At 49.8% G+C, this 20,280-nt stretch carries 18 protein-coding genes and 3 tRNA genes; 15 read left to right on the forward strand and 6 right to left on the reverse strand.

Annotation, left to right across the window (positions count from 1 at the left end; genetic code table 11):
- Window positions 1–67: 67 nt before the first annotated feature.
- On the forward strand, window positions 68–1,456 hold the full coding sequence (locus tag BZG77_RS12905) for a peptide MFS transporter (RefSeq protein WP_077647538.1): 1,389 nt from the start codon (window positions 68–70) through the stop codon (window positions 1,454–1,456).
- A 60-nt stretch (window positions 1,457–1,516) separates the two neighbouring features.
- On the opposite strand, the gene BZG77_RS12910 is transcribed toward BZG77_RS12905, so the two are convergent.
- The 6 genes from BZG77_RS12910 to thrS form a co-directional block, all read right to left on the reverse strand.
- Window positions 1,517–2,320 carry a PhzF family phenazine biosynthesis protein gene (locus BZG77_RS12910; protein WP_077647539.1) on the reverse strand — a complete coding sequence of 268 codons (804 nt, stop codon included), beginning with the start codon at window positions 2,318–2,320 and terminating at the stop codon, window positions 1,517–1,519.
- Window positions 2,317–2,607, reverse strand: coding sequence for a hypothetical protein (locus BZG77_RS12915; protein WP_077647540.1), 291 nt, complete (start codon window positions 2,605–2,607; stop codon window positions 2,317–2,319). The genes BZG77_RS12910 and BZG77_RS12915 overlap by 4 nt, the downstream gene beginning before the upstream one ends.
- 168 nt (window positions 2,608–2,775) lie before the next feature.
- On the reverse strand, window positions 2,776–3,129 hold the full coding sequence (gene rplT, locus BZG77_RS12920; protein ID WP_025673305.1) for a 50S ribosomal protein L20: 354 nt from the start codon (window positions 3,127–3,129) through the stop codon (window positions 2,776–2,778).
- A gap of 36 nt (window positions 3,130–3,165) precedes the next feature.
- Window positions 3,166–3,360 (reverse strand): 50S ribosomal protein L35, encoded by a 195-nt coding sequence (gene rpmI, locus BZG77_RS12925; RefSeq protein WP_077647541.1) that lies wholly within the window; start codon window positions 3,358–3,360, stop codon window positions 3,166–3,168.
- Between the two features lie 95 nt (window positions 3,361–3,455).
- On the reverse strand, window positions 3,456–4,001 hold the full coding sequence (infC, locus tag BZG77_RS12930; RefSeq protein WP_077460504.1) for a translation initiation factor IF-3: 546 nt from the start codon (window positions 3,999–4,001) through the stop codon (window positions 3,456–3,458).
- 3 nt (window positions 4,002–4,004) lie between these two features.
- A complete protein-coding gene (gene thrS, locus BZG77_RS12935; RefSeq protein ID WP_077576016.1) occupies window positions 4,005–5,933 on the reverse strand; it encodes a threonine--tRNA ligase in 1,929 nt (642 codons plus the stop codon).
- Window positions 5,934–6,185: 252 nt separating this feature from the next.
- Between thrS and hutC the strand changes: the two genes are divergently transcribed.
- The 14 genes from hutC (at window position 6,186) to BZG77_RS13005 (ending at window position 20,005) form a co-directional block, all read left to right on the forward strand.
- Entirely contained in the window at window positions 6,186–6,890 is a 705-nt protein-coding gene (gene hutC, locus BZG77_RS12940; RefSeq protein ID WP_077647542.1) for a histidine utilization repressor, read from the forward strand.
- Window positions 6,891–7,009: 119 nt separating this feature from the next.
- The gene (hutI, locus tag BZG77_RS12945; RefSeq protein WP_077647543.1) at window positions 7,010–8,260 is read left to right on the forward strand and encodes an imidazolonepropionase; all 1,251 of its coding nucleotides are present in this window, start codon (window positions 7,010–7,012) and stop codon (window positions 8,258–8,260) included.
- Window positions 8,257–9,309 carry a formimidoylglutamase gene (gene hutG, locus BZG77_RS12950; RefSeq protein ID WP_077647544.1) on the forward strand — a complete coding sequence of 351 codons (1,053 nt, stop codon included), beginning with the start codon at window positions 8,257–8,259 and terminating at the stop codon, window positions 9,307–9,309. Before hutI ends, hutG begins: the two co-directional genes overlap by 4 nt.
- A 2-nt stretch (window positions 9,310–9,311) precedes the next feature.
- Window positions 9,312–11,000, forward strand: coding sequence for a urocanate hydratase (gene hutU / locus BZG77_RS12955; RefSeq protein ID WP_077647545.1), 1,689 nt, complete (start codon window positions 9,312–9,314; stop codon window positions 10,998–11,000).
- Between the two features lie 10 nt (window positions 11,001–11,010).
- Entirely contained in the window at window positions 11,011–12,543 is a 1,533-nt protein-coding gene (gene hutH / locus BZG77_RS12960; protein WP_077647546.1) for a histidine ammonia-lyase, read from the forward strand.
- A 136-nt stretch (window positions 12,544–12,679) separates the two neighbouring features.
- Window positions 12,680–13,549, forward strand: a complete 870-nt coding sequence (locus BZG77_RS12965) for a fructosamine kinase family protein (protein WP_077647547.1) — start codon at window positions 12,680–12,682, stop codon at window positions 13,547–13,549.
- A 35-nt stretch (window positions 13,550–13,584) separates the two neighbouring features.
- A complete protein-coding gene (gene hxpB, locus BZG77_RS12970) occupies window positions 13,585–14,238 on the forward strand; it encodes a hexitol phosphatase HxpB (RefSeq protein ID WP_077647548.1) in 654 nt (217 codons plus the stop codon).
- A 136-nt stretch (window positions 14,239–14,374) separates the two neighbouring features.
- Window positions 14,375–14,578, forward strand: a complete 204-nt coding sequence (locus BZG77_RS12975) for a CPXCG motif-containing cysteine-rich protein (RefSeq protein ID WP_021023665.1) — start codon at window positions 14,375–14,377, stop codon at window positions 14,576–14,578.
- A 260-nt stretch (window positions 14,579–14,838) separates the two neighbouring features.
- Window positions 14,839–16,209 (forward strand): MATE family efflux transporter, encoded by a 1,371-nt coding sequence (locus BZG77_RS12980; protein ID WP_077647549.1) that lies wholly within the window; start codon window positions 14,839–14,841, stop codon window positions 16,207–16,209.
- Between the two features lie 195 nt (window positions 16,210–16,404).
- On the forward strand, window positions 16,405–18,438 hold the full coding sequence (locus BZG77_RS12985; RefSeq protein ID WP_077647550.1) for a methyl-accepting chemotaxis protein: 2,034 nt from the start codon (window positions 16,405–16,407) through the stop codon (window positions 18,436–18,438).
- Window positions 18,439–18,545: 107 nt separating this feature from the next.
- Window positions 18,546–19,550, forward strand: a complete 1,005-nt coding sequence (locus tag BZG77_RS12990; protein WP_077576023.1) for a DUF3080 domain-containing protein — start codon at window positions 18,546–18,548, stop codon at window positions 19,548–19,550.
- A 147-nt stretch (window positions 19,551–19,697) separates the two neighbouring features.
- A tRNA-Val gene (locus BZG77_RS12995) sits at window positions 19,698–19,774 on the forward strand.
- Between the two features lie 64 nt (window positions 19,775–19,838).
- Window positions 19,839–19,915, forward strand: a tRNA-Val gene (locus tag BZG77_RS13000).
- 13 nt (window positions 19,916–19,928) lie between these two features.
- Window positions 19,929–20,005, forward strand: a tRNA-Val gene (locus BZG77_RS13005).
- The last annotated feature ends 275 nt before the right edge of the window (window positions 20,006–20,280 follow it).

Here is a 20,280-nt window from a genome sequence, read left to right on the forward strand (position 1 = left end):
CGGCAATGTACTGCACGCCGATTGAAGAAATGCAGACCCAACAAAACTCACGAATAATTAGATAGTTATGGAAAACCAAAAAACAATACTTGGTCACCCTCGGGGACTTTTTCTACTCTTCGGCACGGAACTATGGGAGCGATTTTCCTATTACGCCATGCGTGCGATTTTGGTGCTTTACCTCACCGATCAAACCATCAATGGCGGTTTAGGCTGGTCCACCAAAGACGCGCTAGAGCTGTATGGCTATTACACCGGCCTCGTTTATATCACGCCACTCATCGGCGGTTGGTTTGCCGATAACTTTGTCGGTCAGCGTCGAGCCGTGATTCTAGGTGGTACCTTAATGGCCATCGGTCAATTTACTCTGGCCTTCCCTGCTCACCAATATGGCTTAGATACGGTACACACTTTATATGCTGGCTTAGCCATACTGATTGCGGGCTCTGGCCTATTTAAACCCAACATCTCGACGATGGTGGGTGACCTTTATCATGAAGGCGATCATCGTCGTGATGGTGCGTTTACCATCTTTTATATGGGCATCAATATTGGTTCATTATTAGCCGGTTTTGTTGCGGGCACAGTGAGCAGCGCTTACGGCTGGCAATATGGCTTTTTTGCTGCCGGTATTGGTATGGTGATTAGCTTGATCATCCAGCTAACCATGGCCAACGCTTGGCTAGGTAATATCGGTCGTGTTCCCGCGGCACAACAAGCACGAGATGCCAATCATTCTAAGACCAATGCACCATTGACCAAGCAAGAAATCGATCGCCTTAAAGTCATCTTATTGATGGGTTTGTTCGTGATCATTTTCTGGGCTGGCTTTGAACAGGCTGGCGGGTTGATGAATATTTACACCCAGGAGTACACGGATCGCATGGTGGGTGGGTTTGAAATCCCAGCGGCATGGTTCCAGTCACTCAACCCCTTCTTCATCATTATCTGTGCGCCTATAGCGGCATCATTGTGGGTGCGACTGGGTTCTAAAGAGCCTAGCTCACCGGTCAAATTTGCCATGGCGTTATTTATGCTGGCGCTTGGTTTTTTGTGCATGATCGGGGCCGTGTTAGAGCAAGGCGGCGACACCACGGTGAAAACCTCGATGTTCTGGCTAGTGGGCGCGTTCTTCTTCCACACGTTAGGCGAACTTTGCCTCTCTCCAATTGGCTTATCGCTGGTCACCAAACTTGCACCACTGCGTTTGGCCTCTCTAATGATGGGCGCCTGGTTTGGCTTTAACGCGATTGCTAACTATGTTGCAGGTATCATTGGTTCGCATGTGGGTGACTATGGTGCCATGGCGATCTTCGGTGGCATTGCCGCGACAGCAGCGATTTCAGGTCTGATCTTGCTGACTCTATCCGGTACGCTGATCCGYTGGATGCACGGCGCTGAATCCAATACTACGCCCAGTGAAGAAATCGAGCAACAACAAGTACAAGTGGCGTAACGCCACTTCACCACTGAAAAAGAGGCCGTTTGGCCTCTTTTTTGGTTGCGCTGATTTTTGCTAGGTCTTACTTAAATCTAACTTTCCGCCAAATACGGTCACTGCTTGGCCTTGTAGCAACACATGCTCGTTGGTAAGCGTCATCTTGATATGCCCACCGCGCGCGGACACTTGATAACCGATAAGCTGCTTTTTACTCAATGCTTTTGACCAATACGCTGCCAGCGCGCAATGCGCCGAACCCGTCACGGGATCTTCATTCACCCCTACCCAAGGGGCGAAGTAGCGAGAGACAATATCGACCGTGTTATCAGAGCTTGCTGCAGTTACCACCACGCCACGCCCAGGCTGCGTAGTTAGCGCAGCAAAATCAGGAGACAGCGCTTTTACATCGTCTTCAGAATTAACCACCAATAGCTCTTTTTCGCCAAAGCAATAACTCGCGCGGATAACAGAGCCATGTATACCTAAACCTTCTAGCCGCGATGGATTTGGTGTTACCTCTACCAGCTCTGGAACAGGAAATGCCATCGCGATCCCCTCGCGTTGTATCGTCACCTCAAGCGGTCCAGACTGGGTATAAAAAGTGACATTGTCACCCATCTTAACATCACCGCGCTCAGCTAAAATATGTGCTGTTGCAAGCGTGCCATGACCGCAGAGTGAGACTTCTACTTTCGGTGTAAACCAGCGTAAGGACATGGTATCTAAGGCAAGAAACGCCGTTTCAGAGACAGTCATTTCCTCGGCAATGGATAACATAGTTGCTTCATCCAACATGGACGTCGAGATACACACCCCTGCCGGGTTTCCTTGAAACAATGACGCGCTAAAGGCATCAACCTGATAAATATCAACAATCATGATTTCATTCCAAGCCGGCGACGCAGCGAATGATACGTTTCCACGATAAAAGTCGTAAAGCCAACGGTAGGATCGTGCTGAATGTAATCCTCGATTGCATTGAGATTAATCTGGCGGAATTTTTCAATCGCAGTCTCCGCACAATCAGCAACAATCACATCCCCTTCGATGATCAACCCCTGCTCTAACAATGCTTCTTTTTCGGCAAGGTAGTTGGGGGCTTCTTTGATCAAATAAGTAAACTGGTCACAGTTGTTAGGCCGACAAAAAAAGACGTATTGGTTCATCGAATGTCCTTTGTTTCACTTTTTGAGCACTATATCATGATGATAGGAATACAGAACAAGTGCCAGAACACACTTTTATATGCACAAAGTGCAATTATATAGACACCAACAAATAACAAAAAAGGAGAGCCGAAGCTCTCCTTTCTCAGCAATTCTTTACTGTAAAACTTACAGTGAAGCTTTCGCTTTTTCTACCAGCACAGAGAATGCTGCTTTGTCATATACCGCGATATCGGCAAGGATCTTACGATCGATTTCGATAGATGCTTTTTTAAGACCGTTAATCAAACGGCTGTATGACATACCGTTTTGGCGAGCCGCTGCGTTAATACGCGCGATCCACAGTTGACGGAATTGACGTTTCTTGTTGCGACGGTCACGATAAGCATATTGACCTGCTTTCGTTACCGCCTGAAAAGCTACGCGGTAGACGCGTGAACGCGCACCATAATAACCTTTCGCCTGCTTCATTACACTCTTGTGACGTGCACGAGCTTGTACACCACGTTTTACGCGAGCCATTATCTCTCTCCTAAACTAAATTATAAAACTAAAAACTTATGCGTATGGCAGCATGCGAGCTACTTGCGCGTTTTCGCACGCAGGCAGAATAGCATTTGGACGCAGCTGACGCTTATTCTTAGTAGTACGTTTAGTCAAGATATGACGCTTGGTTGCACGCTTGTACTTAAAGCCACCAGCAGTTTTCTTGAAACGCTTAGCAGCACCTTTGTTGGATTTCATCTTAGACATGATGATAACTCCGCATTGTGTTAATAATATAGTAATTTGGCGAACAAAGCGGCTGCACCTAACAGGCGCAGCCGCTTGTTACTTGGAAGCCAGAATTACTTCTTCTTTGGGGCCAGGACCATGATCATTTGACGGCCTTCGATGCGAGTCGGGAAACTTTCTACTGAAGCGATTTCAGCAGTGTCTTCCTTCAAGCGGTTCAGCACGTCAACACCGATGCTTTGGTGCGCCATTTCGCGCCCGCGGAATCGGATAGTGACCTTGACCTTGTTGCCCTCTTCAATGAAGCGAACCAGGTTGCGTAGTTTTACCTGATAGTCGCCTACATCTGTGCCAGGACGGAATTTAACTTCCTTAACCTGAATAGTCTTTTGCTTTTTCTTCTGCTCTTTCGCAGCTTTACTCTTCTCGTAAAGGAATTTGCCGTAATCCATGATACGACAAACCGGCGGCTCAGCGTTCGGACTGATCTCAACCAAGTCAAGAGTCGCCTCTTCTGCTTTGGCGAGTGCTTCATCAAAAGGGACGATACCGAGTTGTTCGCCGCTGTCATCAGACAATCGAACTTCTTTGACACCACGAATTTCGTTGTTTAGACGATGAGCGTTTTTCTTTGCCGGGGCTTTTCTTGCGCCTTTAATACCTTATTCCTCCACAATATTGAGTGTTCGATCTTGCACTTCTTGCTGCAATTGAGCAAGGAAGTCATCAATCTTAATTTTACCCAAATCTTTACCTTTACGGGTACGTATTGCTACTTCGCCAGCTTCCATTTCCTGGTCACCACAAACGAGCATATACGGTACACGCTTCAAAGTGTGTTCGCGGATTTTAAAGCCAATCTTCTCGTTTCTCAAGTCCGCAGAGGCTCTAAATCCAGCTTTTTGCAGTTTTTTCGCAATCTCTTGCGCATAATCTGCTTGTTTATCCGTGATATTCATCACCACAGCTTGCTGCGGTGATAGCCACGTTGGGAAGTGTCCAGCGTATTCTTCAATCAGAATACCGATGAAGCGTTCCAACGAACCGAGAATAGCACGGTGAATCATCACAGGTGTGTGACGTTCGTTGTCTTCGCCTACATACGTGGCACTTAAGCGCTCAGGAAGCGCGAAATCAAGTTGTACTGTACCACATTGCCAAGCACGATCCAGGCAATCATGTAACGTAAACTCAATCTTAGGCCCGTAAAACGCCCCCTCACCTTCTTGAATTTCAAACGGAATATCCATCGCCGTTAAGGCTTCGTGCAAGGCTTTTTCTGCACGATCCCACATCTCGTCAGAGCCAACACGCGTTTCTGGACGTGTAGAAAGTTTGACTTCGATGTTGTTGAAACCAAAGGTTTGGTACGTCTCGTAGACCATTTCGATACACGCACTGACTTCTTTTTGTACCTGTTCTGGGGTACAGAAGATATGCGCATCGTCTTGGGTAAAGCCACGCACACGCATTAAACCATGCAGCGCACCGGATGGCTCATTACGGTGACAACTACCAAATTCTGCCATACGCAGCGGTAAATCACGGTAAGACTTTAACCCTTGGTTAAAAATCTGTACGTGACCTGGGCAGTTCATTGGCTTAAGTGCATACTCACGGCTTTCTGACTGGGTGGTAAACATGTAATCAGCATATTTGTCCCAGTGGCCAGAGCGCTCCCACAACACGCGGTCCATGATCAACGGACCTTTCACTTCTTGGTAGTCGTATTCGGTCAACTTCGCACGGATAAATTGCTCAAGCTCACGGAAAATCGTCCAGCCATTGTGGTGCCAGAATACCATCCCAGGCGCTTCTTGCTGCATATGATACAAATCAAGCTGCTTACCCAGTTTACGGTGATCACGCTTCGCCGCTTCTTCTAAACGCACCAGGTGTGCTTTCAGTTGCTTTTTATCGGGAAAGGCGGTGCCGTAGATTCGTTGCAGCATCTTGTTGTCGCTGTTACCACGCCAATACGCGCCAGCCACGTTCAAAATTTTAAAGTTTTGACAAAAGCTCATGTTCGGTACATGTGGACCACGACACATGTCGATGTATTCTTCGTGGTGATACAAGCCCGGACGGTCATCGCGAGAGACATTCTCGTCCAAGATTTCAATCTTGTACGGTTCACCACGTGATTCAAAGGTATCACGTGCTTCTTGCCAGCTGACCGTTTTCTTCACAACCTGATACTTGGTTTTCACCAGCTCTTTCATGCGTTTTTCAATTGCATCCAGGTCATCCTGGGTGAGCGAGCGATCCATATCGATATCGTAATAGAAACCACTATCGATGGTTGGGCCAATCGCCATCTTGGTATCAGGGAAAAGTTGCTTAATCGCATGCCCTAGAAGGTGCGCACACGAGTGGCGAATAATCTCAAGCCCATCATCGTCTTTTGCGGTGATAATTTCGAGCTGAGCATCGTGCTCAATCAAGTCACACGCATCAACGCGTTTGCCGTCAACACGGCCCGCAATACAAGCTTTAGCGAGGCCAGGACCAATGTCATTGGCAACGTCGTAGGTTGAAACTGGGTGGTCAAAAGAACGCTGACTGCCGTCAGGGAGAGTAATTAGAGGCATTGATAACAATCCTTCTCAGTGGTGCCACACACCAAGTGGCACATGAACGTGTATTTTGCGATTAGTAAGTAACCGCACAGTGTGAGTAGGGTTTTGATTATGAAGATCCGACATTTGTGATGCAAGTCATCCCGTCAAGAATTTCTTCGCCGTCCAACGAATGATTCACGAGTATCGCCCTATCATCCGCTTGATTTTGCACTAGACTTCAGCAATGCTGATTTGTATACACAATAATGACAGGAACAATCTATGGCCAATGCGCCCCGCTATCAACAAATTAAAACCTTTATTCAAGAGAAAATTGAAGCTCGGGTTTGGCCTGTGGGGACACGTATTCCGACCGAATACGAATTGTGCGATCAATTTAACGTCAGCCGCATGACGGTGAACAAAGCCGTGCGCGATTTAGTCGCTGAAGGCTTACTGGAGCGCACACCTAGATTGGGGACGTTTGTCACTGAGCCCAAAGCCGAATCCCCATTAATGGATATTCGTAATATCGCCGATGAGGTTAACGCTCGCGGGCAAACTTATCACAGTGATATTCGCACATTGAAACGCATTTCTGCACCGGCTGATGTTGCTATGCGCTTAGGCGTTATGGTGGGTACCTCCGTCTTTTATAGTGAGATTGTTCATTACGGTGATGCGATCGCGTTGCAACTTGAACAGCGCTGGGTCAATCCGGCTTTGGCGCCCGACTACTTAGCACAAGACTTTAATCAAAGTACCCCAAACGAGTATTTATCAACGGTTTGCCCAGTGAATACCATTGAGCATACAGTCGAAGCCATTCAAGCGAGCTCGACCATTCAGCAAGCCCTCGCGATGCGATCAGACGAACCCTGTTTATTATTACACCGTCGGACCTGGAGCCAACAAACCCTCGTCAGTGCCGCCTTGCTGTACCATCCAGGATCGCGCTACAAACTCACGTCGAGAACAGATAGATAACTTCATTTAGATCGAACCGGTCACAATTTTTTACCGTTCTTTTACATTCCTTCTTGTGTCTGCCACTTTATTTGTCTATACATTTGTATAGACATTTAATAAGCGGTAAGGCCATCATCATGAGACACCTATATACCGATGCAAAACTGGTCACGATGGCCAGCGATATCCACAATAGCGACGGCTACCAATGCCAAGACCTTAGCGCGATTGCGGTTGAAAACGGCAAAATTGTTGCACTTGGCCAAGATGCCGAGCAGCTTGACTGGCCGAAGCAGTCGTTAAACGGAAGATTGGTGACACCCGGACTCATTGATAGCCACACTCACCTTGTTTTTGCGGGCAATCGCGCGGGTGAGTTTGAGCAGCGCCTCAATGGCGTGCCTTACCAAACCATAGCTGAACAAGGCGGCGGAATTCTCTCCACAGTGCAAGCGACGCGGGCGGCGAGTGACGCAGAATTACTTGCCCTCGCTTTGCCACGTGCCGAAGCTTTAATGCGTGACGGTGTCACAACAATTGAAATTAAATCAGGCTATGGGTTAACCCTCGACGATGAGCTAAAAATGCTTCGGGTGGCGAAAGCTATCGAGCAGCATTTACCCGTGAATGTCTCTACGACCTTGCTCGCCGCTCATGCTATACCGCCGGAATATCAACACGATGCGGATCATTACATTGCGCATATCTGTCAATCCATTATCCCGGCCGCGGCGGAGCAACAGCTTGCTGACGCCGTGGATGTGTTCTGTGAAAACATTGCCTTTAGCGTCGACCAGGCCGAAAAAATCTATGCGGCTGCCAATGCTCATGGACTCAACATTAAAGCCCATACCGAGCAATTAAGCGACCTGGGCGGCAGTGTGGCGGCGGCCAAATCCGGAGCCTACTCGGTGGATCATATTGAGTATTTGTCAGAGGCTGACACCCAGATTTTGGCCGAATTTGGCACTGTGGCAACCCTGCTTCCCGGCGCGTTTTACTTTTTACGTGAAACCCAAATACCACCGATTGAAGCATTACGTGAACATCATGTCCCCATGGCGCTCGCCACTGACTTCAACCCCGGCACCTCGCCCTTTGCCTCATTGACGCTCATGATGAACATGGCTTCCACCTTATTTGGCCTCACGCCCAAAGAGAACCTTTACGGCGTTACCCGTCATGCCGCCCAAGCACTGGGCTTTACAAACAAAGGTCAAATCGCGGTTGGGTTTGATGCCGATTTTGCCGTTTGGCAGTGCGACACCCCAGCCGAGCTCAGTTATATGGTCGGCACGGCGCCCTTAGTCGGAAGAGTGGTCAACGGGGTCTGGTATCCCGCAACACCAACTCCGCAGAGCACGCCCCACCAGGAGAATCAAGAATGAAACATCTTCCTGCTGATATGACCGTGTGGCAAGGACGTATTGATCCAGAAGATGGGGAGCGCGGTCTGCGTTTGCACCAAACCATCAGCGCCTACGATAACAGCGTCGAACAGCCGCCAGGTGTCGTGATCTATGGGTTTGCCTGCGATGAAGGAGTAGCGCGTAATCAAGGCCGCCTCGGTGCAGCCCTTGCCCCTGAAACGCTGCGACAAGCATTGGCAAACCTCGCCTGGCATAACAGTCATCCGCTTTATGATGGCGGAACCGTAGTATGTGATGACTCAGATCTGGTATTGGCCCAGCAAGGATTAAGTCAGCAAATCCATCGTTCGTTGCCAAAGCACCGGGTCTTAACCCTAGGCGGCGGCCATGAAACTGCATGGGCGAGCTTTCAGGGCTTATCCCGTCATTTGACACACTCCCATGTCAACGACCCCGCGCAGCCGCCTAAGATTGGTATTATTAACTTTGATGCTCATTTTGATTTGCGCACGCCACAAGGGCGCAGTCACGCCGGCAGCTCAGGCACACCCTTCGCACAAATCGCCCAATATTGTGACAAAAAAGGTTGGCCATTCCACTATGCCTGCCTTGGCGTAAGCCGCACCAGCAATACCCAAGCGCTGTTCGATAAAGCCGAGCAACGCCATTGCTGGGTAGAAGAAGATATCAATATGCAGGTAGACGCATTACCGGCGTTAAAAGCGCGATTAACCCAGTTTATTCAAGGCTGTGATTATCTCTATCTTACTGTCGATATGGATGTGTTTCCCGCTAGTGTCGCGCCTGGGGTGAGCGCCCCTGCAGCTTACGGCGTGCCAGTCGCGGTGATTGAGCCGTTAATTCGGCACCTGTTTACCGTTGCGCAGAAGCAACACATTCCCGTCCCTATTTGCGATATCACAGAAGTAAACCCCCATTATGACCGCGACCAGCAAACCAGTCGCTTAGCTGCGCGTATGGCGTGGACCATGATTCACACAGCTTGTCAGCATCAATCTTGTCCGCAGCAAGCAGGCTCGCATCCCATCATCGATCAAGGAGAATAACCATGACGGACCCACGTTTCGATTCACGTACCGTGAAAGCCCCTACCGGGCCTGAGCTTAATGCAAAAAGTTGGTTAACCGAAGCGCCGCTTCGTATGCTGATGAATAACCTACACCCTGACGTGGCCGAGCATCCTAATGGTTTGGTGGTCTATGGTGGCATTGGCCGAGCTGCCCGCAATTGGCAATGTTTCGACAAGATTGTCGAGGTTCTAAAACGCCTGAACGACGATCAAACCTTGCTGGTACAATCCGGCAAACCTGTGGGGGTCTTCCCTACTCACAAAGATGCACCACGTGTATTAATTGCCAACTCTAACTTGGTCCCGCATTGGGCAAACTGGGAACATTTTAACGAGCTCGATAAGCAAGGGCTGATGATGTACGGCCAGATGACGGCAGGCAGCTGGATTTACATTGGCTCGCAAGGCATTGTGCAAGGCACCTACGAGACGTTTGTCGCGGTGGCGAAACAACACTTTAATGGCGACGCCAAAGGCCGCTGGATCTTAACTGGCGGTCTGGGGGGCATGGGAGGCGCGCAGCCACTCGCCGCGACCATGGCAGGCTTTTCTATGATTGCGGTTGAATGCGATGAAAGCCGCATCGATTACCGCTTACGTACGGGGTACGTCGACCGCAAAGCGACATCCTTGGACCAAGCACTCGGCATGATTGAAGAAGCAAAACGACAAGGTAAGCCCGTGTCGATTGGCTTATTGGCCAATGCAGCCGATATTTTCCCAGAGCTGGTGGAACGTCATATCACCCCCGATGTGGTCACCGACCAAACCTCGGCCCACGATCCCCTTAACGGTTATCTGCCGCAAGGCTGGACCATGGAGCAAGCCGCGGCACAGCGTAAAGACAACGAAGCCGAGGTAGTCAAAACCGCGAAAGCCTCGATGGCCGTACAAGTTAAAGCGATGCTCGATCTGCAAACACGCGGCGCAGCAACCTTGGATTACGGCAATAACATCCGTCAAATGGCGCTAGAAGTTGGCGTCAATAATGCTTTTGATTTTCCAGGATTTGTACCGGCGTATATTCGTCCATTATTCTGTCAAGGCATTGGCCCGTTCCGCTGGGTGGCGTTATCTGGTGATCCAGAAGATATCTATAAAACCGACCAAAGAGTGAAAGAGCTGATCCCTGATGATCCGCATCTCCACAACTGGCTTGATATGGCCAAAGAACGTATTCAATTTCAAGGTTTACCTGCCCGTATCTGCTGGGTTGGGGTCAAAGATCGTGCACGCTTAGCGCTTGCCTTTAACGATATGGTAAAAAATGGCGAGCTCAAAGCGCCGGTCGTCATTGGCCGTGATCATCTTGACTCAGGCTCAGTCGCAAGTCCCAACCGTGAAACCGAAGGCATGCTAGATGGCTCTGATGCCGTGTCAGACTGGCCATTGCTGAACGCCATGCTCAACACGGCATCCGGTGCAACCTGGGTATCATTGCACCACGGTGGCGGTGTCGGCATGGGCTTTTCTCAGCACTCAGGCGTGGTGATTGTGTGTGATGGCTCCGACGATGCGCATCAACGAGTGGCGCGAGTACTCAGAAACGATCCGGCCACCGGGGTGATGCGCCATGCCGATGCCGGCTATGGCATTGCCATTGATTGCGCCAAAGAAGAACAACTCGATCTGCCGCTGCTGGATTTACCTAACCAGCCGCTGCGCTAAGGAGAGCAAAATGACCACACTGACATTACAACCAGGCGAACTCACCCTTTCCCAACTGCGGCAAGTAAGCCGTGAATCTGTACAGATTGCTTTTGCGGATGGCATTGAAGCCACCATGAAAGCCAGTACCAACACCGTCGCCGACATCCTCGCTCAAGACCGCGTCGTATATGGCATTAACACAGGGTTTGGCTTGCTGGCTAATACTCGGATTGAATTAGACGATTTAGAAACCCTGCAACGCTCAATCGTGCTCTCTCATGCCGCTGGTATTGGCGAGTTTATGGATGATGCCACCGTGCGTCTTATGATCGTGCTGAAAGTAGCCAGCTTGGCGCGCGGCTACTCCGGGATCCGCTTCGAGGTCGTAAAAGCACTGGCAGCGCTGGTTAATCACCAGGTGTATCCTTGCATTCCCAAAAAGGGCTCAGTCGGCGCCTCGGGCGATCTTGCACCATTGGCACATATGAGCACAGTACTGCTCGGCGAAGGCCAAGCCCGGTACAAAGGGGAAGTCATTTCTGGAGAGGCTGCACTCAAAATTGCGGGCCTATCGCCCATCACTCTTGGACCAAAAGAAGGACTCGCGCTGCTCAATRGCACGCAAGCCTCTACCGCTTTTGCGCTTGAAGGCTTGTTTGAAGCCGAAGATTTATACGCCGCGGCCACTGTCTGTGGCGCATTGTCGGTAGAGGCCGCGCTTGGTAGCCGCCGGCCGTTTGACCCACGGATTCATGCCGTGCGTGGCCATCAAACGCAAATGGATGCCGCTGCCGCTTACCGTCACTTGCTGGGCGAAAGTAGCGACATTGGCAACAGCCATCAAAATTGTGAAAAAGTGCAAGACCCCTACTCATTGCGTTGCCAACCACAAGTGATGGGCGCGTGCTTGCAACAAATTCGCCATGCCGCTGACGTGCTCACCACCGAGGCAAATGCCGTATCTGACAACCCGCTCGTGTTCCCAGACGATGGCGATATTATTTCCGGCGGCAACTTCCACGCCGAGCCGGTCGCGATGGTCGCGGATAACTTAGCCCTCGCGATTGCCGAAATCGGCAGCTTATCAGAGCGCCGCATGGCCTTACTGATTGATAGCAACTTGAGTAAACTCCCGCCATTTTTGGTCAACAACGGCGGGGTCAACTCCGGCTTTATGATCGCCCAAGTCACCGCTGCTGCACTGGCAAGCGAAAATAAGACCTTGGCTCACCCGGCATCTATCGATAGCTTGCCCACGTCTGCCAACCAAGAAGATCATGTCTCCATGGCGACTTTCGCTGCGCGTCGCTTGCATGACATGAGTGCCAACACCCGCGGCATTTTGGCCATTGAGCTACTCTCGGCCAGCCAAGGGATTGATTTTCGCGCGCCCAATAAAACCTCTCAGCGCTTAGAGCAAGCCAAAGCCGAGTTACGCGGCGTGGTGCCGTTTTACGACAAAGACCGCTACTTTGCGCCTGATATCGAAAAGGCCAATGCGCTGGTGCAAACCGGTACCTATAACCGACTAATGCCCTCTGGCTTACTCCCTAGCCTGTAAAGTATTTACCCGCAAAAACGGCTCCTTATGAGCCGTTTTTTATTCAATTTGCCGCCATCTCCACAGAACACTAAAGCTAAAATAGACTAATATGTAGGCAGTTACCTCCCCTCACCTCGATGTAACGGAGTCGCTTATGTGGCATGCACTGTCTCTACATTTATCCGAACTGCTCGATATTGATTTTGAGATCAGAGAAAAAACCGCCATCGGCGGTGGCGACACCCACGACGCCTATTGCATTAGCGATGGGGGCGAGCAGCGCTTTTTCGTTAAAATCAACCAGCGAGAATGTCTGCCCGCGTTTGAGGCCGAGGCCGAAGGCCTGCGCCAACTGGCAATGAGTGAACACATTCATGTTCCGCGGGTGTATTTTGTCGGGCCGGTAAAAGACAGTGCAGCATTGGTACTCAATTTCCTACCCATTAAATCGCTCGACGATACCCAAGCCTATTTATTCGGTCAGCAACTGGCGCGTCATCACCGCTGGGGGGAGCAAGTCGAATACGGATTCGATGACGATAACTTCATCGGCACCAGCGAACAAAGAAACAGCTGGCACCGCAAGTGGTGTCACTTCTTTGCTGAGCAACGAATTGGCTGGCAACTACAACTAGCAGCGGAAAAATCACTGCATTTGGGCGACATTGATACCATCATTCACGGCGTCAAAGCGCAACTGGCTAACCATCGCCCCAAACCTGCACTTCTCCATGGCGATCTGTGGTCAGGCAATGTCGGTTTATCCGTCAACGGCCCAGTACTATTTGATCCGGCCTGTTATTGGGGCGATCGCGAAGCCGATATCGCCATGACAGAGCTATTCGGCGGTTTCCCGCAAAGCTTTTACAACGGCTACCAGGCTGAATGGCCATTAGACGAGGGTTATCAACAACGAAAAGATATTTATAACCTTTATCATGTGCTCAACCATGTCAATTTATTCGGCGGCCCCTACCTTGCAAAAGCCGAACAATTGCTGACAAAACTCACACTCACGGTGTAGGATGCCAGACACACACACTGAGATAGAGGTTGGCGATGTTATCTGCCGCAATATTTGATATGGATGGCCTATTGGTCGACTCAGAGCCGTTCTGGCAGCGGGCGCAAATTGATGTATTGACCGAGCTCGGCGTTTCTATCAGTTTACAAGATACGCGTGATACCACAGGCGTGCGGATTGATGAAATTGTGAAACACTACGCACGTACCCAGCCTTGGCAGGGGCCATCGAATGCTGACGTGCAAGCGCGAATCGTCGCACGCGTGGTTGAGCTGGTTAAAGATGAAAAACCCATGATGCCCGGCGTTAAAGACGCGTTGCAAATTTGCCGTCAAGCTGGCTTAAAAATCGGTCTGGCCTCATCGTCTCCACTGGCTCTAATCCATCCGACATTGGATGCGCTAGGGCTTAGCGACGCATTTGAAATTGTTGAGTCGGCGGGGGATTTAAAATACGGTAAGCCCCACCCCAAAGTGTATCTTAATGCTGCTAACGCCCTGGGCGTCGAGCCCGACGCTTGCGTCGCCTTTGAAGATTCCTTTACCGGCTTACTTGCGGCTAAAGCCGCCTCGATGAAAACCATTGTGGTGCCGGCCGCGCATGAGTGGGAAGATCCTCGCTTTGTGATTGCCGATCAAAAGCTTCCCAGCCTAAAAGCTTTTAGTGCGGATAATCTTTCGTCGCTGTAGCGATCGTCTCCTGAGTGGCATTAAGCGCGTACAGTAGTTAATGCCACCTTTTAGAGCAGCGCTCATCATTTATCCATCTTACGATCCTCATCTATACTGACAGTAACCGCTTTGTCATAAAAGAAGGGCTGTGACGATGGATGATATAACTGACCGGCTAGTAAGTTGCCCGCACTGTGGACACCGTATTGATCTCACACTGGATCTCAGTGGCGGCAATCAAGAGTTTTACGAAGATTGTCCCAACTGCTGCAATGCGGTGCACTACAACATGCAAATCGACGAGTTACATAAAACCGTTAACTTATTTGTCGATGCAGATGACGAGCAAATTTTTTAGCCACGCACCCTATAACGCCCACTGGATGCAGCGCTATAAATCAGTGTAACGTTATCACCAAGTGCAAATACAAAGCTAACCGACGCGACTCGTATCAGGGTCGCATTGTCTTGATGGGCTATTTTTTGTGTCATCATTGTTTGCTCTCGTTCGGGATGCAAAATTGACACGGCTTTTGCTTCCTTTTCGCGCCTTCTGGCACGTATAATTGCGCACAATCGATTCCTCCCTCCCTTTCACTTAAACATGTTGAGGCCAACGTGCAGCAATACCATGATGAAGCAAGAGCCATTATTCGGCTCGGTATGCCTGTTTTTATTGCCCAAATAGCGCAAACCTCGATGGGGTTTGTTGATACCGTCATGGCAGGCGGATATAGCGCCACCGATATGGCCGCCGTAGCGGTTGCCTCGAGTATATGGATGCCAGCCATCTTGTTTGGGATTGGCCTGCTAATGGCCATGGTCCCTATGATTGCGCAACTTAATGGGGCGAGCAAAGCCACTGCGATCCCGTTTCAATTTCAGCAAGGTCTGTATATGGCATTGCTGTTGAGCATACCCATTGGGCTTATTCTTTATAAAGCCGGTTTTATTATTAATCTCATGGATGTGGAAGCAGCGCTAACTGAAAAAACCATCGGTTATTTACATGCGGTAATCTGGGCGGTACCGGCTTTCTTGGTGTTCCAATCCATTCGTAACTTATGCGAGGGAATGTCGCTCACCATTCCCGCAATGGTCATTGGCTTTATCGGGCTTGCGGCAAACATTCCACTCAACTGGATGTTTGTATACGGCAAACTCGGCGCGCCAGAGCTCGGTGGCGTGGGGTGCGGTGTCGCTACCGCGCTGGTGTATTGGATCATGGCTATCCTTATGGCGTTATATGTGGCAGTGAGCAAAAAACTCAGTGGTCTTCAGCTTTTTGCCTCGCTTTACGCGCCAGCACTCAAAGAGCAAATCCGCCTCTTTCGACTCGGGTTCCCAGTCGCTGCTTCGCTGTTTTTTGAGGTGACCTTATTTGCGGCGATTGCCATTTTAATCGCACCACTTGGCTCGATTACCGTTGCAGCGCACCAAGTGGCCATTAACTTCTCCACCATGATTTTCATGTTACCCATGAGTTTGGGTGTCGCCGTCAGTATTCGTGTCGGTCACCTGCTGGGCAAGCGCACCACCGAGGGTGCAGGCAACTCCGCCAAAATTGGGATTTGGCTGGGGGTGAGCACAGCCGTTATTACCGCGCTACTGACCGTTTGGCTGCGCGATCCAATTATCGCCCTTTATTCCGATAATCCAGACGTGGCAACGTTGGCGTCATCACTGATGTTATTGGCCGCGGTATATCAGATCACCGACGCCATTCAAGTGGTCGCGGCTGGTGCCCTGCGTGGCTACAAAGATATGCGTGCCATTTTCCAGCGCACTCTGATCGCATACTGGGGTTTGGGCTTGCCGCTTGGCTATGTACTCGGAATGACAGATTGGCTCGTCCCAGCCATGGGCGCGCATGGGTTTTGGATAGGCATCATCATTGGTTTATCCAGTGCCGCGGTACTGCTTGGGTTACGCCTACGCTGGCTGCGTCAGCAATCTCCTGAATTCCAACTGGCCATGTCAGAACGCTGAATGCCTTGCCGCCCTGTCGGCGCTCGCTGGCAGGGTGACACCGGTCACGCCTTTATTAATTTGATATAAAAAACATATAAAACAGCGTGATAGATCAAAACCAACTGCTACGCACGCACCACTAAACCACGTATAGTTTGTCCTTATTCCCAGACAAAATCCGTGGCAACCGGTCACATTATCGTAGAGTTGTTTATGTTTGAATTCCTAAAATCTCGCCCATTATCAGATAAAGCCTCGCCACAATCGCCGAACTCTATGCCTTTTGTTCATTCATTGTGTATGAGTAGCCGCGCTATCAATCAAACCACGCTATCGGCCTTATCTTGCCCTCATGGTAAAACCCCCTTGGTACTGGCTTTTATCTCGCCACATTTACCCTTTGAAGCAACAACCCAAAAACTCCAAGCCGCGATGCCTTTTTGCCAAACTCTGATCACCATAATGACAGCCGGCGAACTGGGTGGTGGGCATTCTTCGCTGTATCACACCACAGACGGGCAATGGGATAACATTGTTTTGCAAAGTTATGGCGACAATGTCATTGAATCTGTCAGCGCAGCGACCGTGCCCTTACATTGTGAAGACATTAAACGCGGTACACCGACCTTATCGCCCAAGGTACGAATCGAAAAAATCACACGTTCGTTGCAACAGCTCAGGGTGCCTTTTCCTGTCGACGCCCAAGACACAGTCGCACTCACCTTTTTTGATGGTCTTAGTGGTTCAGAGAACTTCTTTATGCAGGCCCTTTATGCCACCCGCCGTTTCCCTTGCTACTTTATGGGTGGCTCTGCCGGTGGTACCCTGGATTTCAATGCAGCCAAGTTAGCACTCAACGGTAAACTACTCGATAACCATGCCGCGCTAGCTTTTATCAAGTTGGCCCCCGGTATCCGCTATGGCATCATGAATAGCCATAACTTCAAACCGACTCACTTCCACCTCGATATTGCTAAGGGCGATCCTGCGACCCGCGTTGTCACCGATGTATTTGCACCTAACAGCACCGCATTAATCTCTCCGGTACAAGCGTTATGCGACTATTTTAACTGCCAGGCTGATCAGCTGGAATCGTACTTAAATGGCTACACGTTTGGCGTAAAAATTGGCGAGCATATTTATATTCGCTCAATCGCTGCGATTGATCACCAACAGGGCGCCCTACACTTTTTTTGTGATCTTGATTTTGGCGATAGCCTGTACCTAATGAAGGCGGAAGATTTCGCTCAAACCACCGCGCAAGATTATCAACGACATCTAAAAGACAAGCCACGCCGTCCTTTTGCTATGCTAGCCAACGACTGTATCTTGCGCCGGGTCAACAATAGCTATTCGTTAGCGCGCGTCACCTGCTTTGATAACATCCCTAGCGTTGGCGGGTTTTCAACCTTTGGTGAGCTATTAGGGGTACATCAAAACCAGACACTGACCGCACTCATGCTTTATAGCGTCGCACCCAACGAGCCTTTTGCTGATGATTTTGCCGATCAATTTGCCATTCACTATGCCGATTACCGTGGCTACAACGCCCAAAAACAAATTAATAGCTTACAAAAACTTTCGGCGCTTCAATCGCACAGCATCGATCGTCTTTCGCGCTACAAATCGCTACTACAATCACTGTTGGACAGTTACAGCGGCGTGGCCGACTACGCCACCGAGAGCGCAGACATTCTCCAAGCTGTCCAACAACAGTTTTCAACACTTGCTAACGAGGTCAAACAACAACACGGGCAAAGCCAAGATCTACAAACCCATACCGACGCCCTGAGTGTAAACGCCAGCCGTATTGAAGAAATTTTAAAAGTGATTGATGGCATTGCCGAGCAAACCAATCTATTGGCATTAAACGCCGCTATAGAGGCCGCACGCGCAGGCGAGCAAGGGCGCGGTTTTGCTGTGGTTGCTGATGAAGTCCGTAACTTATCGCAAAACACCCAAAGCAGCCTCAGTACCACCGGAGAAACCGTTAAAAACGTCAACGGAGCCATTGGTCAGATCAGCCATGTGATTGGGCTGACCCTCGAGGTGATGGAAAAAGTGCAGAACTCTGCTGATGGGTTAAGCGATGAAGTCACACGACTACTGAGTCTGTCTGAACAAGCGACCGAAAGTATTCAGTCAAGCATTGCTAATATTGAACAAGTACAGCAAGACATGACAGCCATTGATAAGGAGCTTTCTACCATTTTATTGCTCACCCAAAGCCAACAAGTCGCGGAGTAAGCTCTTAACGTATGCACACAGGTAACGTTCAACCAGGCGATCGTTCATCCGATCGCCTGCGTAAATGGTATGATTGATATGTCAAGAGCTTAGCCACGAGATAAACCATGCGCGGACTCAAAACAACCTTACTGCTCGTTACCTTACTCGGATTAGGTGGGTGCCAATCTGACGATCCGGCCAAAGACATGATGGCTGATTATTACCAACGTTTAGGCAATGTGCTTGATGCACCGACGCCCGACTTTACCACTCCAGCGGTGCCGCCGTTGCCACGCAAACGCGATCTAGTCCAGCCACTTGAAGCACTACGAATGGGCGTACTTGATGCCTACGAGCTGCGTCAGTGTGGCTTGTTTAATCTTATCGCCGAGCGCAACTCATCCCTCGGCAAAGTTGCCGATCGCTTTCGCCAACTCGATTACGAACTCAATTTTATTGACACCGCCCAACGGTGTTTACCACAAGTCAAAGATCCGAGCATTCACACTGAGTTAGAACAGGCACTGGCACTGAAACGCCAACAGCGCGACACCGTAATCTGGAATACCTTGGCTGATAGTGATGCCTGGCGCGGGCAGCTGAGTTTGCCGGCCTATACACTCCCCATTGATCTTCCCGCACATAGTAATGCCGTCAGCACCATTGATCAGTTTAGCCATTTACTCAACCACCACCCGGTAGCCAACGAATCGGTCACCGACTGGCAAGAGAGCATTGAAAAGCAACGTATTCTTGGCGCCCTATTTGTTAGCTTGAGCTATCACACCGCTTGGCTTAACCAAACTAGTGCACTGATCGCCAATCACCAAGAAAAAGTCCTGTGTGGCGGCAATTTTGATACGACCCGCCTAGAGCGCCTACAAACCGTGTTTTATAAATTTTACGTCGGCGATGTTCAGCCTTATTTAGCCCGTGTCGATGGCCTTTATCGTGATATTGCGCCAGCGTTAACCCGTTTTGCTACGTTGCAAACACCGGATGCGTTTAGCGCGTATAAAAACGCCTATTGGCAGGGAGAGGCTTACCGCCAATACAAAGACGCGATCAAGCACCATGCAGATGTATGGCAGCAACTTTTCCAACGCTGTGACGTCAAACTGGGGCAATAGCAACGTAGCGAAGCGACTGAAAAAGCGAAAATATCGCCACTTTGATGATCAAATCGCCAAACAAACGCGAATGTACAAAAATATGCGTTGAAGCGCTTGCGCGATAAAGATGAACTCGCTACTATTCCCCCCGCTTTCAAGCACTGTGCGTCCGTAGCTCAGCTGGTTAGAGTATCGCCTTGACATGGCGGGGGTCGGTGGTTCGAGTCCACTCGGACGCACCACTTGGCTTGATAGCAAATGGTCAATCGCTTCAACATCGCGGTGGCTGTTCTAAAAAAATGGTATGCGTCTGTAGCTCAGCTGGTTAGAGTATCGCCTTGACATGGCGGGGGTCGGTGGTTCGAGTCCACTCAGACGCACCAAATTTTGAAATACGCGTCCGTAGCTCAGTTGGTTAGAGTACCGCCTTGACATGGCGGGGGTCGGCAGTTCGAGTCTGCCCGGACGCACCACTTCAAATTATCCCCTTCTTTTTTTAGTATCTTGATATATTCCCTTTCGACGCATAAAAAATAAACGTCATGTATATGTTTGCGTATTTAAAACTGCGTGACAGTAACGCTGCGTTTATTACGGCTATACAACTCATCAGCAACCCTCCCTTTATACCACTCGTGCACTAAAACCATTATTCTCCCTGATCGCCATAGCCTAAACAGCATTTTTTATTAAATATCATACTAGTCAAATCCAGCCAGGTTTATTATTGATAAATAAAACAAAAGCC

It is taken from the genome of Salinivibrio sp. IB643 (assembly GCF_001996105.1).
GTDB classification, from domain to species: domain Bacteria; phylum Pseudomonadota; class Gammaproteobacteria; order Enterobacterales; family Vibrionaceae; genus Salinivibrio; species Salinivibrio costicola.

What these genes read in the sequence shown, in the direction of transcription:
- rplT (WP_025673305.1), bottom strand. Translation starts at nt 3,129, where the DNA reads ATGGCTCGCGTAAAACGTGGTGTACAAGCTCGTGCACGTCACAAGAGT.
- hutG (WP_077647544.1), top strand. Translation starts at nt 8,257, where the DNA reads ATGAAACATCTTCCTGCTGATATGACCGTGTGGCAAGGACGTATTGAT.
- BZG77_RS12990 (WP_077576023.1), top strand. Translation starts at nt 18,546, where the DNA reads ATGCGCGGACTCAAAACAACCTTACTGCTCGTTACCTTACTCGGATTA.
- rpmI (WP_077647541.1), bottom strand. Translation starts at nt 3,360, where the DNA reads ATGTCTAAGATGAAATCCAACAAAGGTGCTGCTAAGCGTTTCAAGAAA.
- hutC (WP_077647542.1), top strand. Translation starts at nt 6,186, where the DNA reads ATGGCCAATGCGCCCCGCTATCAACAAATTAAAACCTTTATTCAAGAG.
- BZG77_RS12985 (WP_077647550.1), top strand. Translation starts at nt 16,405, where the DNA reads ATGTTTGAATTCCTAAAATCTCGCCCATTATCAGATAAAGCCTCGCCA.
- thrS (WP_077576016.1), bottom strand. Translation starts at nt 5,933, where the DNA reads ATGCCTCTAATTACTCTCCCTGACGGCAGTCAGCGTTCTTTTGACCAC.
- BZG77_RS12910 (WP_077647539.1), bottom strand. Translation starts at nt 2,320, where the DNA reads ATGATTGTTGATATTTATCAGGTTGATGCCTTTAGCGCGTCATTGTTT.
- BZG77_RS12975 (WP_021023665.1), top strand. Translation starts at nt 14,375, where the DNA reads ATGGATGATATAACTGACCGGCTAGTAAGTTGCCCGCACTGTGGACAC.
- hutI (WP_077647543.1), top strand. Translation starts at nt 7,010, where the DNA reads ATGAGACACCTATATACCGATGCAAAACTGGTCACGATGGCCAGCGAT.
- BZG77_RS12915 (WP_077647540.1), bottom strand. Translation starts at nt 2,607, where the DNA reads ATGAACCAATACGTCTTTTTTTGTCGGCCTAACAACTGTGACCAGTTT.
- BZG77_RS12965 (WP_077647547.1), top strand. Translation starts at nt 12,680, where the DNA reads ATGTGGCATGCACTGTCTCTACATTTATCCGAACTGCTCGATATTGAT.
- hxpB (WP_077647548.1), top strand. Translation starts at nt 13,585, where the DNA reads ATGTTATCTGCCGCAATATTTGATATGGATGGCCTATTGGTCGACTCA.
- hutU (WP_077647545.1), top strand. Translation starts at nt 9,312, where the DNA reads ATGACGGACCCACGTTTCGATTCACGTACCGTGAAAGCCCCTACCGGG.